Origin of the sequence: Lacipirellula limnantheis (genome assembly GCF_007746075.1) — a bacterium.
Taxonomy (GTDB): Bacteria; Planctomycetota; Planctomycetia; order Pirellulales; family Lacipirellulaceae; genus Lacipirellula; species Lacipirellula limnantheis.
In genome coordinates, this window is record NZ_CP036339.1 from 6,688,652 (window position 1) to 6,703,131 (window position 14,480).

Genomic DNA, 14,480 nt, shown 5'->3' on the forward strand with positions numbered 1-14,480 from the left:
AAATCGATTCGCTGCCGGTTACTCCGTTGGTTGCTTCAGTCTGGCCGAAGTCCACGTCTCTTTCTCGCCATCGGCCAGCGTCACTTCGACTGGACCTTCGCCGCTGGTGAGGGTCTTGAGCGGCGCCGAGAACGCGACATCCTTATTGGCGTCGACTTTCCAATAAGCGTTGTTGGTTTCGCGATCGACCTCGCCAACGAGATTCGAGCTTTCGTCGGTCGCCTTCGAGTAAGCAACGCCTTCGAGCGTCCCATCGCGGCGGAGAGCGAGTTGCACTAGCTGCTCGCCTCCCTCGGCGGGGGGCTCCAATGCGAAGACGCCCAGCGGCAACCAATCGCCGGCGGGCTGGTTCTCGTCGCTCGAGGCCGTTTCGTCCGCGTTGTAGTTTGCAGCGAGCACCGGCGATTGGTCGATCGTCGTCACGGCGGGCTGGTTCGCGGCCGGCGCGGCCGTGACGTTAGCGTCGCCCGCGTTCCAGCCAAGCCACGAGTTCACCGTGTCGAGCCCGGCCCAGCCCCACAGGCCGCCGGCGAGATAGTTGTATCGCCAAGCGCCGGGATGGCCGGCGTACCACTCATTCGTGAACGGACGATCCAGGCCGTGGCGGCCGTTCACCCAGCCTTGGGCGTCGTGATGCCAACCGCGATGTGCGTCATGATGATCGGCGTGGTGCTCGCTTGAATGGTGGTGTTCGCTGGAGTGATGATGTTCGCTGCTGTGATGCTCGGCATGGTGCTCGCCGTGATGCTCGCCCCCCTTGTGCTCGCCCCACTTGTGCTCGCCGCCGTGGTGCCCGCCGCCGTGCCCGCCCCCGTGCCCGCCGCCATGTCCGCCGCGAGCTTGGACCGTGGCAGCCATCACCGTGGCGCTCATGAACGACGCCGCTAATACGTACCGTGGAATCCGCTTCAACATGAATACCCCCCGTGCCGACAGTTCGGCGCCCTCGAGAAAAAAGTGGTGAGAAGTGGATGGGGTTCGTCGCGTGCGACGAGCCTGCAGAAAAGCGCGCTGACAAGGCCCGCCGACTAACCGATCGCCGGGCATAACGAAACCCTAGGTCAGAAATGCAAGGCAGGAGGCGTCCCACGACCACGACGGAGCGCGGGTCGTAGCGATTGCGAGGGGTAGCTCTAGTCGTTGGGCGTGAATTTCGCGAAAATGAATGCCCGCCCTTCCCCGCCACCCGCGCGATTCAGGAACGCTCGTCATGGAATACCGACGCCTCGGCCACTCTGGTTTCACCGTCCCCGCCCTCACGTTCGGCACCGGCACGTTCGGCGGCGGATCAGAGTTCTTTAAAGCTTGGGGGGAGACCGACGTTCAAGAAGCGTCGCGGCTGGTCGACATTTGTCTCGACGCTGGCCTGACGATGTTCGATTCGGCCGACGTCTATTCCAACGGTCTGGCCGAGGAGATTCTGGGGCAAGCGATCAAGGGACGCCGCGAGCGCGTGCTCATCTCCACCAAGGCGACCTTTCGCTCAGGCGACGGTCCCAACGACGTCGGTTCGTCGCGATTCCATCTCGTGGAGGCCGTGGAATCAGCGCTGCGCCGCCTCGGAACGGAGTACATCGACCTGTTCCAGCTCCATACGTTCGATGCGTTGACGCCTGTCGAAGAAACGCTTGGAACGCTCGACGATTTGGTTCGCGCCGGCAAGATTCGCTACATCGGCTGTTCCAACTTTGGGGGTTGGCAGCTGATGAAGTCGCTAGCCGCGAGCGATCGCTATGGCTGGAGCCGCTACGTCGCGCATCAGGCGTATTATTCGTTGGTCGGTCGCGACTACGAATGGGAGCTCATGCCCCTGGCGATCGATCAGGGCGTTGGCGCCGTCGTCTGGAGTCCGTTGGGCTGGGGCCGGCTGACGGGGAAGATTCGCCGGGGGACGCCGATCCCCCCGGGGAGCCGCCTGCAAAACCAAAGCGTTCTCGACGCCGGCCCCGCCGTGCCGATGGAGCGTCTCTATGCGGTCGTCGACGTCCTCGACGAGGTCGCCGCGGAAACGGGAAAGAGCGTGCCGCAGATTGCCTTGAACTGGCTGCTGCAACGCCCCACGGTAGCGACGGTCGTCATCGGCGCTCGCAACGAAGAGCAACTGCGGCAGAACATTGGGGCGGTCGGTTGGAGCCTGACTCCTGAGCAAATCGACAGACTCGACGCCGCCAGCGACGTCACGCCAGCGTATCCGTGCTGGCACCAGCGGGTCCACTTTTCGGAGCGGAATCCGAAGCCTGTTTGAATCAAGTTCGTCGGCGTAGAGCGGTGATTGCACGACGTCGTCGGCCGTTGCATTTCTCGACACGGCACGTCGCAGGTTTCAACGTGCGTGCATCCTTCGCTCCGTCATTGGCCGCGGTGGAATGGGATTTGGGCTCGTCGGCGCCTGACTTGCGTACAATGGAGGGGCCGGTCGCGCTGCGCCAATTCCTACCCTACATTTCTGAGCGGTCTCCTCCATGCCCTGCCGTCGCCTCGTGCCGTCGCTGATTGTGTTGGCTCTGTGCGGCGCTGAACAGGTTTTGCATTCTACGACTGAACACGAACTCAACGCGGCGGAGATGGAAGTTGGCGCCGGCCTGGGGACGTTTCAACCGGTGGCGGTCACTCCCGCGGGGCAGAAGTCGATTGACAAAGGGATGAAGTGGCTCCTCGGCGCCATGCGGGAAGACGGAAAGATCGGCGCGGACGAGAATTATCCGCCCGATCCGAGCTGCACGGCCATGCTCGGACTCGCGCTCTTGGCCGAGGGCAATACGCCGTACGGCGGTCCGCATGCCGACGAGCTGCGTCGCGTGCTCGACGCCGTGTTGAACATGTGCAATGCGCTGCCGCGCGGAGCGCGCCGCCCAGGCCGGACGACGCTTGTGCAGCACAAAATTGGGCTGAACGCCGATCGATTTCTCGCGGCGGTGTTTCTCAGCGAAATCATCGGCGAGACGGGCGACGCCGACAACGACGTCCGCCAGACGCTTGAGCGATTGGTGCAAGACATCAGCGACACGCAAGGCGCTGACGGCACTTGGGGAAACGAAAGCTGGGCGCCGGTGTTAGGGACGGTGCTCGGTTGGGAGAGCTTGCGCAACAGCGCCTCGTGCGGCATGAAGGTCGACGCCTCGGCGCAGCAGGTTGGCGAAGCATTGCTCAAGCAGCTCCGCCTCAAACTACAATCGCAAGAAGGCTGGATGCACGACTTCTACAAAAACGCTTCCAGCATTCGCGTGCTCTATTCGATGGGCTATCGTGACGACCCGCTCTACAAGCAATCGTTGGAGCGCACGATCTTCACCGCACAGAAAGACGAACGCCCGTTCAAGGAAGCGGGCGGCGAGGAGTATCTCGCATTCTTCCTGGTAAGCGAGTGCCTGTTGCAGTCGCCCGGCGGCGAGGGGACGTCGTGGTACCCGCTGGTGAGCGACGGGCTGATGAAGGTGCAGAACCCCGACGGCAGCTGGACAGGGCATCACTGCATCACCAACCGGACGTTTTGCACGGCGGCCGCGCTACTGACGCTGCAGACGCCGAACTACTGTTTGTCGATCTCGAATCTATGAGCGTTAGCCGGCGGCGTCAGCTGCGACTGTGGCCAGTGCTGTGGGGCGTCGGCGTCTTCGCCGCTGGCCTGTGGTGGAGTCGCACCGAAGCGGGCGACGTTTCGGCCAAACTGGATCGGCCCGCCATCGACGCGGCGATTGGACGCGGCGTCGAGTGGCTCGTCACTAGCCAGCAGCCGGACGGCTCGTGGCGCTCAGCAACCTATACTCAGTTGCAAGCGGGCCCGGCGGCGACGGGGCTTGCCGTTGCGGCGCTAGCATCCGTCGCCTCTGACGAACTGGATCGATCGGGAAGCGAAACTTCAGCTCGGCGCGCGATTGACGCCGCCCTGCCGTGTCTATTGGGCAACCTTTCCCCCGATGGTGCGATCCGCGCGCCAGGCGATGCGAGCGAGTATCCGACCTACGCGACGGCGCTGGCGCTGATCGCGCTGCAACGGTTACCGGCGGCAGATCGGGCTCGGTACGCCGACGAGATGCAGCGGATGCAGGGTTACCTGGCGGCAGCTCAAGTCAGCGGACCGCTGCCAAACGGTCTGGCCACTGCCGAGGATGTCGGCGGCTGGGGGCTGGTGGGCGGCGCCGTCGCCGACCCGAGTTCCTTCCGCACGTCGAATCTCTCGACCACGCGGTTCGCGCTCGAAGCGCTCGCGCCAGTCGCGGATCGCTATGTCGCCACTTTTGAACTCGCGGAGCAATTCTTGGCCCGCCGGCAGAACGGCGACGGCGGCTTCGCGTTCCTGAGCGATCCGCTGGACCAGCTGAATAAAGCCGGCGCCATCGAACCCGCGCACGCTGGCGATCCGTTCGCGGCGCGCTCCTACGGGACGGCCACCGCGGATGGGCTGCTGGCGCTGCGAGCAGCGGGCGTCCCGCCGTACGATTCGCGCGTCGCGGCGGCGATCGATTGGCTTGGTCGCCGCCCGCAAGTCGATGCGGTTCCCGGATTCCCAGCGGACGAAGTTTCGCAGACCGCGTCCGAAGGTCTGTTCTACTACTATGCGGCCGCTCTTGCTCAAGCGCTTGTCCGCTGCCCTGAGGCTCCGTCCGCGGCCCAAGCTCCAGCCTTAGCCGCTGAGCTCATGGGCCGTCAGCGTCCCGACGGCTCGTGGGCCAATAGAATATCGACAATGCGGGAAGACGATCCGCTGACCGCGACGTGCCTGGCGCTGGAAGCGCTCGTCGCGCTGCGGTCGCTCCAGAACAGTGACTAGTCCTCAGGTCGAAATGCCGAAGTTGATTTCCTTACGGTGTCATCGTGCGTGGCTCATCGCGCTGCTGGCCTGCGCGGCGATGATCGCGTCAAGCAGTGCCGCATTCAGTCAACAGCCGAGCGGCGTCACCGCTGCACAGGTGAACGAATCCATTGCACGCGGCGTCCGCTTCCTGAAATCTGAACAGCGCGACGACGGCACGTGGGAAGAACGCCCTTTGTATGCCGGCGGACTCACGCCGCTGGCGACGCTGGCGCTGTTGCAGTCTGGCTGCGACGTCACGGACGAGGCGGTCGCGAAGGCGCTCAAGCACCTGCGCAGCTTCCGCCCCGACGCCACCTATACGGCGGCGCTGCAGACGATGGTCTTTTGCCACGCCGAGCCCGAGCGTGATCTGCTGTTGATCCAGCGGAACGTCCGCTGGCTGGAGGAGCATCAGATCCGCGCCGGCGAGAACGCCGGCATGTGGGCGATCGCCGCTCCCGGCACGCCGGACCATACCGACAACTCGATGACCCACATGGCGATGCTCGCGCTCTACGAAGCAGAGCGCGTGGGCGTCATGGCCGAGGAAGAAACGTGGCGGCTGGCGCTGGGGTACTGGCGGCGCTCGCAGAACTCCGACGGTTCGTGGGGCTGGGGGCCAGGTTACCCCGGAACGGGGAGCATGACGGCGGCGGGCATCGCGTCGGTGCTTGCGGCGTCGCAACGACTCGAACCGGGGGATGCCCGCGTCGCCGGGGACGCCATCGCCTGCTGTCAGCCGCAGGCGCCGAACAAGCAGCTCGACGCCGCCAACTCCTGGCTCGCCCGCAACTTCTCGGTGAATCGCAACCCGGGCGTCGACTATTGGCACTCGTATTATTTGTTCGCCTTGGAACGAGTCGGGCGGATCACGGCCCAGCGGTTCATCGGCGACCATGATTGGTACCGCGAGGGGGCTGAAACGGTCGTCGGTTTGCAATTGCCCAACGGCGCTTGGCCTTCGGATCTCGACGAGGAGCATCTCAATGATAAGCGCGTGTCGACGAGCTTCTACTTGCTCTTCCTGGCGAAGGGCCGTCGTCCGTTATTGCTGGCCCACGTAAAACACGATCCGCTGGGCGACTGGCATCGCCATCGCGGCGCGCTCCACAATCTCGTCGCCAGCGTCGAACATGCCTGGCAGCTTCCGCTGGCGCATCAGGTGGTCGACCTTGATCCCGCCACCGTGGAAGACTTGCTGCAGACGCCCGTACTGTACATCAGCGGGCACGATGCGCCGCGGTTCACCGCCGACGAAAAACGCAAGCTGCGGATGTACGTCGACCGCGGGGGCTTTCTGTTTTTCGACCAATCGTGCCAGGGCGGGGAATTCGACGCGGCCGCTCGCCAGCTGATCGCCGAGCTTTTTCCTGAGCCAGACGCCAAACTCGCGCCACTGCCGCCGAGCCATCCGATCTGGCGGATGGAGCAGGCCATCGATCCCGCCGCGGCCTCGGTCGTCCTCGGGGTTGAGGTCAGCTGCCGCACGGCGGTGGTTTACACGCCGGGCGATTTCGCTTGCCGCTGGGAGCTGATGGGCCGCGGCCGCGAGTACACGTACGCGCCCGAGGTTCGTTCTCGCATTCAACAAGCCGAAACGCTGGGCCTGAACATCCTCGCCTACGCGACCAACCGCGAGGTGGTCTTCAAAGACCCTGCGCTGCCGACCGTCGGCAATGACGACGTGGTTGATCACTCGCGCGGCCAGATCCGCATCGCGAACATTTTGCACCCCGGCGGCTGCGAAGGCGCTCCCGGGGCGCTGCGAAGCCTGCTGCAGCTGGCCGATCGCGAGTTGAACGTGACGATGGCCGTGCCGCAGGAGGTGTCGCTCGCCTCGCCAGCGCTGTTCAGCAATAACTTTTTGATGTTCCATGGGCGATCTTCGTTCGAACTGACGCCGGCCGAGCGAGCCGGACTGAAGGAATTCGTCAGTCGCGGCGGCACGATTCTGGCGGATGCGATTTGCGCGAACCGCGAGTTCGCCGAGTCGCTGCGCCGGGAGTTGGGGATCATCTTTCCGGAGACGCCGCTCGCCCCGATTCCCGCCGACGATCGCCTCTTCACGCCCGAATTCGGCGGTTACGACCTCTCGCGGGTGTCGCGACGCCGTCCGGGCGCAACGGAGCCTCGCGCCGTAACGAACGACCGCCCGGGCGGGCCAGCTCGCGCCGGCGGCGGAACCACCGGCGCTCCGCAACTTGAAGCGATCACGATCGACGGTCGCCATGCCGTCATTTTCTCGCCGTACGACCTCAGTTGCTCCCTCGAAGGTCCGGCCCCGCAGTGCGAGGGTTACTCGCGGCAGGACGCGGCCCGAATCAGCTTGAACGCGCTGCTCTACGCGATTCATTAAGTTCGGGGGGCACATTTCCATCCAGCTAGCACAAGTGCGGCACACGCCGCTGCGCGGCACACTCTCGCGACTGCGCAACGGCGCCGCTCGCGAAGGCACGGCAATCCCGCGTTTTCCAAGGCGAGAATTTCCAGTTTTCTGGCGCCGGTTGCCGAATCCGCGGCGTGACCGCGGGGTTTTAATCGCGTGCGGCCGAGTTCACCGACCAAGCTGGCGTGGCCGGTGACGCTGAGTGAGCTCCGCGGCACGGCGGGCGCCACATCACGAATCGACCCTGTTTGTTGACCCCGTTCCACGCCCCAGTACGATGGGGTTGGCCGGGCGCCGCTGCGCTTCGTGCGTGCTTTCGGCATGTTGGCCGTACTTTGGAACAGATCTGCCGCTCGCCGCCTGCCTCGCTGATTCTCTGCGGCAGGTTGCGCTCCCTCGATTGTCGGAAACTCAATGACGCGACTCCGCCGCACCGGAATTTTTGCATTGATCGCCGTCGCTGTTTGCGGACCGCGGGCATTGCGCGCCGCTTCACCGGGCGTGCCTGCGTTGCCCGCGACGACGGCGGACTACGTGAAGTACGCGATCACGGACCTGCCGAACCATTTTAAGAACGGAGCCGTCGCTTCCCTGAACAATACGCCCGCGACGAACCCGATCACCAACGCCGGAGCGACGCTGGGTCGCGTCCTCTTCTATGATGATCGCCTCTCGCATAACGACGGACTAAGCTGCTCGTCTTGTCATAAGCAACAGAACGATTTCTCCGACCCGGCCACAAAGAGCCTGGGCTTCGAGGGGGGACTGACGGGTCGCCACTCGATGGGACTTAGCAACGGCGCGTACTATCAAAACGGCAAGTTCTTTTGGAATCAGCGCGCCAACACGCTGGAGGATCAGGTCCTCATGCCGATCCAGGATCCGGTGGAGATGGGGACGAATCTGACGGAATTAACCGCCGAGCTTGCCGCCACCACATTTTACCCAACGCTGTTTCAGAACGCCTTTGGCACGCCGGAGGTGACGTCGGAGCGAATCTCGAAATCGCTGGCGCAGTTCGTCCGTTCGATGGTCTCCTACAAGTCGAAGTTTGATGATGCCGTCGAGGCGGGGACGCCGGGTGCTCCGAACTATGCGGCTGCCGGCTACACGGCGCAGGAGATCGAGGGCGCCGGACTGTTCCATGGCGCCGGACGTTGCAATCAGTGCCACGTCACGGCGGCGCAAGTCGGCGACGCTCCGCGCAACATCGGCCTCGACGCCACAAACGCTGCCGATATCGGCGTGAATCCGCCCGGCGTCGGGCAGTTCAAGACGCCTTCTCTCCGCAACGCGGAAGTCCGCGACGGCTATATGCACGACGGAAGATTCACCTCGCTCGAAGACGTCGTGAATTTCTACAGCACCGGCATTCAAAACAATCCAAACCTCGACGCGAGGTTACGAGTTGCGGGCGGACAACCATTCCGCCCCGACTTTACGGCGGAGCAGAAGGCGGCCCTGGTGGCATTCCTGAAAACGCTCACCGACCAAAGCTTCCTCACGAACGAACTGTTCAGCGATCCATTCGTCCAGCTCGCCGGCGACTTCGACAACAATGGCGCCGTCGACGGCAATGATCTGGCGATCTGGAAAACCGCGTTCGGCTCGACCGGCGCCGCCGACGCCGACGGCGACGGCGATTCGGATGGCGCCGACTACTTAGCCTGGCAGCGCAACTTTGGGCTAACGTGGCAAGATATGGCCTCGTCGCTCACCGCGGCGACTGCCGCCGTGCCGGAGCCAAACGCAGTGGCGGTCCTTGCCCTCGCGGCCGCCGGGCTGTTGCCGCTTCATCAGCGCCGGCGTCTGTAGACGCCCATTCCCAGCGAGATGACCAGCAGCGCAACGCCAGTCGGCTCGGGCACGGCAGTCGCCATGGCGACGGGCAGGCCGAAGCCGTATTGCCGCTGCCAGACGAGGAAGTCGGCGCCGTCGGAGACGCCGTCGTTATTGGCGTCGGCGTAATTGTTCACGCCGTAGGCGGCGTTCCAGACGGCCAAGTCGTTGCCGTTGACGACGCCGTCGCGATTGAAGTCGGCTTCGAACGTGTTGTCCACGAAGAGAACGACGCTGGTCGGCGTGTACTGCACCTCGAAGAGTAGACCGGTTGGCATCCCGAGCGGTTGCACCACCTGGTCGAACTGGCCGACCACCCCGCCCGGCGCCGTGATGATGGCGAACTGATCGCCCAGTTCCGGCGCGAAACCGCCGCCGTCATCGAAGAGCGACAACGACAGCGTGCCGTCGAGCTGCGCCGTGCCGCCGGTGACGAGCAGATTGGAAAGTTCGGTTCCCGGCGTCGTGCCGCCGATGAACATGTGGAGCGATGCGTCGGCGTCGCTCGAAAAGCGATTGACCGAGACCTGTCCCGGAGCAGCAAGGCCGATGGCGAGCCGACCTTCGTTCGCCAGGCCGGCTTGCCCCAGATTGACGCCGCCGGCGATCTGCATGCCATCGCCGTCGGCGTTGTTGTGGAGCAGCCCCTGGCCATTGAAGTCGGCGGCGGCATGAATCGTCGACGCGCCGCTAAAACGAAGATCCGAGGTTGAGGCGGCGAAGTTCACGACGCTGTTGTCGAGGAGCGTCACGCTGGCCGAGAGATTGACGTCGGCATTGGCGACGTTCACCGTGCCGCCGACGTCCATCTGCGACCCGGCGATCCGGGTGATGTAAATGCCAGAGACGCCTGAAAGGTTCAGCGTCCCCATCATCTGCCACGAGTCCGCCGGGTTCGACAGATTGAGGGTGAGGCGATTCGCCAACCCGCCGCCGACGTCGATCACTCCGTCGAACGAGTTGTTCGAAGCGTCGATCTGATCGGCGTTGACGGTGAACGCCGCGTTGACGTCCCAGATGGTGAGGCCGCCCGAACCATCGATGTCGAATTGGTCGGCGTCGATGGTCGTCGTGGCCGACACGGTCGCCATGCCGTTGACGCGCGACCGACCGCTGAGCTGGACGTTCCCCTGCCAGTCGGACGGGCCGAAGAAGCTGACCATGCCGCTGTTGGCGGCGACGCCTGCCGTGCTGAAGTTGCCGCCGCCTACGATGGTATCGCCGGTGAAGCGAAGTTCGGCGCCGCTCGACAGATTGTACGAGCCGCCGATGACGTCGGTCGCTTCGGCGAATTCGAGTTCATCGTCGGCATTGACGTTGACGACGGTGGCGGCGGCCAAGGCGACGTCGGCGTCGAACCGCAGCCGGCCATGATTACCGGTGACGGTCAGCGCGCCGGCCCAATCGACTGCCGCGCCATTGACCACCGCAGTCGGCAGGTCGCCGACGCCGGTGACGGTGAGCGAACTGGAGGAACTGGCGATCCAGCCGTTGGCGAGGTTCATACTGAGCAGCGAGTTGGATCCCATTTCCATGTCGCCGCTGAACGGATCGCTTAGCTGATCGCCGTTGAGCGTGAGCCCGGCGCCTCCGCCAGCGCTGACGACGACTAGCCCGTTCCCGTTCGTACCATCGAGGTCGATTCGGCCGTTGGCCGTTTGGAAGATCGTGAGGCCGCCGGCCGCCGCTTCGAGGCGGCCATCGTTGTCGAGCGCGACGGCGCTATTCTTCGAAAGGTAAACGACGCCGTTGCCGCTAAGCGATGCATCGGCTCCGATGGTGGCGACTCCCGAGACGAGCATCGACGCACCGTTCTCCAGCGTCGCGCGGCCGAAGTTGCTGAGCGAAAGATTCCCGGTCGTGAAGTCGGTGCCGCCGACGCCGTTTTCGATGCGCAGGCGGGTGACGAACGTCGACGGGCCAACGATGTTCTGGCCGCTAATCTGCGTCGCCCCGGCAACATTGAGAGAACCAGTCGACGTCCGCAGCGTCATCCCGTCTGTCAGCGTCACCGAGTCGACCGCCGCATTGGCGTTGAGCGCAACAATCTCGTTGGCAGCGGCGATGTGAGGACCGATCAGCACGTCATCGGCGACTCCAGGGACGCCGACGGGAGACCAATTGCCGGCGGCGGTCCAATTGCCACTCGCGGCGGCCCAGGACTTTACTGCCGCACGGCTCACTCGCGCTTGAAGCATGATCGTCGCACCGACGAATGCGACTAAGGCGACCGATCCAAATGAGTTAATCCGTCCCGCAGGACCTACTAACGACGAGAACCTCATCTCTGTTTCCTCTGCACGCTGGCAGACGGAGGACGCACGTCGCTCCGCTGCAAATGGAGAACTCGGGCAGAATCGCCCGGAATGTTGCGCCGGCAAGTCCCGCCGGCGGTGAGAACGGCCGCCCTCACTTCGCGCGCATCGCGACCGCCCGCCGCGGCCACGCTGTTAGGCCAAGCCTGCGGCGGCGGATTGCCCCCTCCGGCCAACGCTGCGAAAGGCATTGGCGTCGCGATGCGGCTGCGCGTTCGCGACTGTGCCGCGAACGGTGAGTGCACGCCTCGCAGTGATAAACGTCGTTGGCACGAAACCGCGACGCGGTAATCGATGGAAAACACGAAAATATTGTGGTCTTGCTGGTCGCCGCCTAAGATAAGTGCGTCGCAAGGCTGCACTTAGGGTTCGCCCGGACGGCGAAGGTTTTTTTCCTGCTCGCGCGATCATGAACCAAACGGCTGGCTCCATCACGCGGTTGATTCCCGAGTTGCGCCAGCGCGACGAACGGGCGATCTTGCTGCTGTGGCGCCGCTACGGAATGCAGATCGAGAATCTTGCTCGGCCCTGGCTGGTCGGCGTTTCCCCCGGCGTCGGCGATGCGGAAGACGTGGCGCAAAGCGCGTTTCACGCCTTCTGTCGCGCAGCCGCCGACGGACGCGCCATGGAACTGGCCGATCGCGACGATCTGTGGCGGCTGCTGGCGACGATTTCTCGCCACAAGGCCACTGACCGGATCCGCCGCGAGCTCCGTTTGCGTCGCGGCGGTCGGACTGCCGTTTCGAGTCAGGGACTGGAAAGCGCGCAGGACGGCGAGCCGTCGCCCGCCGAGGCGGCGCTCTTGCGCGACGAACTTGCCGTGCTCTACCAGCGGATCGACGAACACGGCGATCCGACGCTCAGCGTCGTGGCGACGATGCGCTTGGAAGGCGCGTCGAACGAAGAAATCGCCGAGCAGCTCGGCTGCACCACGAGGACGGTGCAGCGGAAGCTCCATCTGGTGGAGCGACTGTGGCGTCAGCGGACGAATTAGTTCGACTCGACCGACAGTTGAGCGATCTGCCGCTGGAGACGGTGTTGCGCTTCGACCAGTTGGCCGACGAATTCGAGTCGGAGATCCGTTCGGGGGCGACCCCTGATCCGGAAGCGTTCGTCGCGCGACTCCAATCTGACGAGCATGCGGAAAGGTTGCTGAGCGAACATCTGCGCCACCTGCAACATGAACTCGCGCCCACGGCAGCGGCAGATGCGGGCGCTGACGCGGGGCGATTGCCGCAACAGGTCGGCGAGTACCGACTCGTCGAACGTCTTGGCGCCGGCGGGATGGGAGTCGTTTTCAAAGCGATCCATGTGCGGCTGGACCGAGCGGTGGCGCTGAAGTTTCCGCGGTTCGCCGCGCTGCTCGATGCGGGCGCCGCGGCGCGGTTTGTCCGCGAGGCAAAACTTCTCGGTCAATTGCAGCATCCCCACATCGTCCGGGCGCTAGACGCCGGCGATTCGGAGCATGGCCCGTACCTGGTCACCGACTTCATCGCAGGCGAGACCGTCGAACAGCTCGTGCGGCGAGACGGGCCGCTGGAGTTCCGCCGCGCTGTGCAGCTGGCGCAGGAGGCCGCCAGCGGTCTGGCGCACGCACATGCGCAGCAGATTGTACATCGCGACGTCAAACCATCGAACCTGCTGCTCGATGAAGCAGGCGTGCTGCGGGTGGTCGACTTTGGCCTGGCGAAGTCGTTGACGATCGAAGCCTCGGCCGAAACCGCCGGCGGTTTGACGCACGCCACCGGCGCCGGAGCATTTCTGGGGACGGTCGGCTTTGCGGCGCCGGAACAATTGCAGACAAACGCAGCGATTGATCAGCGCGCCGACGTCTACGCGCTGGGTTGCGTGATTTACTTCATGTTGCAGGGCGAAGCGCCCCATCCCGGGACGCTGGCAGATCGCTTGCGGACCGAAAGTCAGCGCAACCAACTGGAACTGCGCCGCAGCGACGTCCCTTCCGCCTTCGCCGCCGCATGGCGCCGCATGGTGAATCGCCGGCCCGAGGAGCGGTTCCAATCGATGTCCGAAGTCGAGCGCGTCCTGCAACAAGCGCTCGACGGGACGCTGGCGGCACCGAAGCGAGCGATCTCGCGGCGAGCCATACTCGTGTCGGCGGGCGCGGCGACGCTGGGCGGAATCGCGTTGTGGCAGAGGGGCGCCTCCACTCGCCGTCCCAGCGCGATGCCAAAGCCATCAAGGCCGTTGGGACCGCCGCCGGCCGGCATCAAACCGCCGATGACGCCCAGTGAGATACAAGCGACCCAACAGGCATGGTCGCAGTACCTTGGGCTGCCGGTCCGCCTGTCGGCGACGGGAGACGTGCCGCTGGCGTTGCTGCCGCCGGGAGAATTCCAGATGGGCGCAGCCGACGGCCAACTGCCAGGCCAGACGCCGCCTGAGGGAGATTGGCGCCATCGCCGGGCCGACGAGGACCGGCAGCTCCACGAGCCGATGCATCGCGTCGTCATCAGCCGACCCTTGTACTTCGGAGCGACCGAGGTCACCAACGCTCAGTTCCGTGTTTTCGCTGACGCGACTGGCTACCTTACCGACGCCGAGCGGACCAGCGGCTGGGGCCGTGAGGACAAGGGGTGGGTCAAACGCTCGGGTTACTCGTGGAAGAATCTCGGTCAGCGGGTCTGCATCGATGAGTTTCCGGTGATCAATGTCACCTGGAACGACGCCGCAGCCTATTGTCGCTGGCTTTCGACGCAGGGCGAACCACGAACCTACCGTTTGCCCACGGAGGCGGAATGGGAATACGCCGCCCGTGCCGGCGCGCCGACGGCGTACCACTTTGGCGACGACCCCGCGCGGCTCGGCGAGTTTGCGTGGTTTGGCGACAATTCCGACGGGCTCTATCGGGCCGTCGGCCTCAAGGAGCCCAATCCGTTTGGCATCTACGATCTTTACGGCAACCGCCAAGAATGGTGCCTTGACCACTTCGCAGTCGATTTTTACGGCCGCTCGCCGTTGGTCGATCCGTTGAACTCGTCGGGCGGCGCCGAACGCGTCATGCGCGGGGGCGCTCACACCGACCTGCCGCGATTTTGCTCCGCAGTCACCCGATGGGGGCAAGAGGCGGATAATCCCGGCGCCGCTGGAATTCGCGTGGTCGCCGAAATCGGAGTCAACTAGCGTC

Annotated in this window: 9 protein-coding genes; 7 read left to right on the forward strand and 2 right to left on the reverse strand. The window is 64.6% G+C overall.

What is annotated here, in order from left to right; translation table 11 throughout:
• Positions 1-18 precede the first annotated feature (18 nt).
• Positions 19-915 (reverse strand): hypothetical protein, encoded by an 897-nt coding sequence (locus I41_RS26345; RefSeq protein WP_145436079.1) that lies wholly within the window; start codon positions 913-915, stop codon positions 19-21.
• Between the two features lie 295 nt (positions 916-1,210).
• Here I41_RS26345 and I41_RS26350 point away from each other — a divergent pair, with 295 nt between their 5' ends.
• From I41_RS26350 to I41_RS26370, 5 genes are all read left to right on the forward strand, one after another.
• Positions 1,211-2,245, forward strand: a complete 1,035-nt coding sequence (locus I41_RS26350; protein ID WP_145436081.1) for an aldo/keto reductase — start codon at positions 1,211-1,213, stop codon at positions 2,243-2,245.
• A gap of 217 nt (positions 2,246-2,462) precedes the next feature.
• Positions 2,463-3,557, forward strand: coding sequence for a prenyltransferase/squalene oxidase repeat-containing protein (locus I41_RS26355; RefSeq protein WP_145436083.1), 1,095 nt, complete (start codon positions 2,463-2,465; stop codon positions 3,555-3,557).
• Positions 3,554-4,771, forward strand: a complete 1,218-nt coding sequence (locus I41_RS26360; RefSeq protein WP_145436085.1) for a prenyltransferase/squalene oxidase repeat-containing protein — start codon at positions 3,554-3,556, stop codon at positions 4,769-4,771. Before I41_RS26355 ends, I41_RS26360 begins: the two co-directional genes overlap by 4 nt.
• Before the next feature lie 13 nt (positions 4,772-4,784).
• A complete protein-coding gene (locus I41_RS26365; RefSeq protein WP_145436087.1) occupies positions 4,785-7,151 on the forward strand; it encodes a DUF4159 domain-containing protein in 2,367 nt (788 codons plus the stop codon).
• 444 nt (positions 7,152-7,595) lie between these two features.
• Complete coding sequence (locus I41_RS26370) at positions 7,596-8,996, forward strand: cytochrome c peroxidase (RefSeq protein WP_145436089.1); 1,401 nt, start codon at positions 7,596-7,598, stop codon at positions 8,994-8,996.
• Here the strand turns inward: I41_RS26370 and I41_RS26375 are convergent.
• Positions 8,978-11,218, reverse strand: a complete 2,241-nt coding sequence (locus I41_RS26375) for a PEP-CTERM sorting domain-containing protein (protein WP_145436091.1) — start codon at positions 11,216-11,218, stop codon at positions 8,978-8,980. The genes I41_RS26370 and I41_RS26375 overlap by 19 nt on opposite strands.
• Before the next feature lie 526 nt (positions 11,219-11,744).
• Here I41_RS26375 and I41_RS26380 point away from each other — a divergent pair.
• Both I41_RS26380 and I41_RS26385 read left to right on the forward strand, forming a co-directional pair.
• Positions 11,745-12,329, forward strand: a complete 585-nt coding sequence (locus I41_RS26380; protein WP_145436093.1) for an ECF-type sigma factor — start codon at positions 11,745-11,747, stop codon at positions 12,327-12,329.
• Positions 12,308-14,476, forward strand: coding sequence for a bifunctional serine/threonine-protein kinase/formylglycine-generating enzyme family protein (locus I41_RS26385; RefSeq protein WP_145436095.1), 2,169 nt, complete (start codon positions 12,308-12,310; stop codon positions 14,474-14,476). Before I41_RS26380 ends, I41_RS26385 begins: the two co-directional genes overlap by 22 nt.
• Positions 14,477-14,480: the final 4 nt, after the last annotated feature.

What these genes read in the sequence shown, in the direction of transcription:
- I41_RS26345 (WP_145436079.1), bottom strand. Translation starts at nt 915, where the DNA reads ATGTTGAAGCGGATTCCACGGTACGTATTAGCGGCGTCGTTCATGAGC.
- I41_RS26350 (WP_145436081.1), top strand. Translation starts at nt 1,211, where the DNA reads ATGGAATACCGACGCCTCGGCCACTCTGGTTTCACCGTCCCCGCCCTC.
- I41_RS26355 (WP_145436083.1), top strand. Translation starts at nt 2,463, where the DNA reads ATGCCCTGCCGTCGCCTCGTGCCGTCGCTGATTGTGTTGGCTCTGTGC.
- I41_RS26360 (WP_145436085.1), top strand. Translation starts at nt 3,554, where the DNA reads ATGAGCGTTAGCCGGCGGCGTCAGCTGCGACTGTGGCCAGTGCTGTGG.
- I41_RS26365 (WP_145436087.1), top strand. Translation starts at nt 4,785, where the DNA reads ATGCCGAAGTTGATTTCCTTACGGTGTCATCGTGCGTGGCTCATCGCG.
- I41_RS26370 (WP_145436089.1), top strand. Translation starts at nt 7,596, where the DNA reads ATGACGCGACTCCGCCGCACCGGAATTTTTGCATTGATCGCCGTCGCT.
- I41_RS26375 (WP_145436091.1), bottom strand. Translation starts at nt 11,218, where the DNA reads ATGCTTCAAGCGCGAGTGAGCCGTGCGGCAGTAAAGTCCTGGGCCGCC.
- I41_RS26380 (WP_145436093.1), top strand. Translation starts at nt 11,745, where the DNA reads ATGAACCAAACGGCTGGCTCCATCACGCGGTTGATTCCCGAGTTGCGC.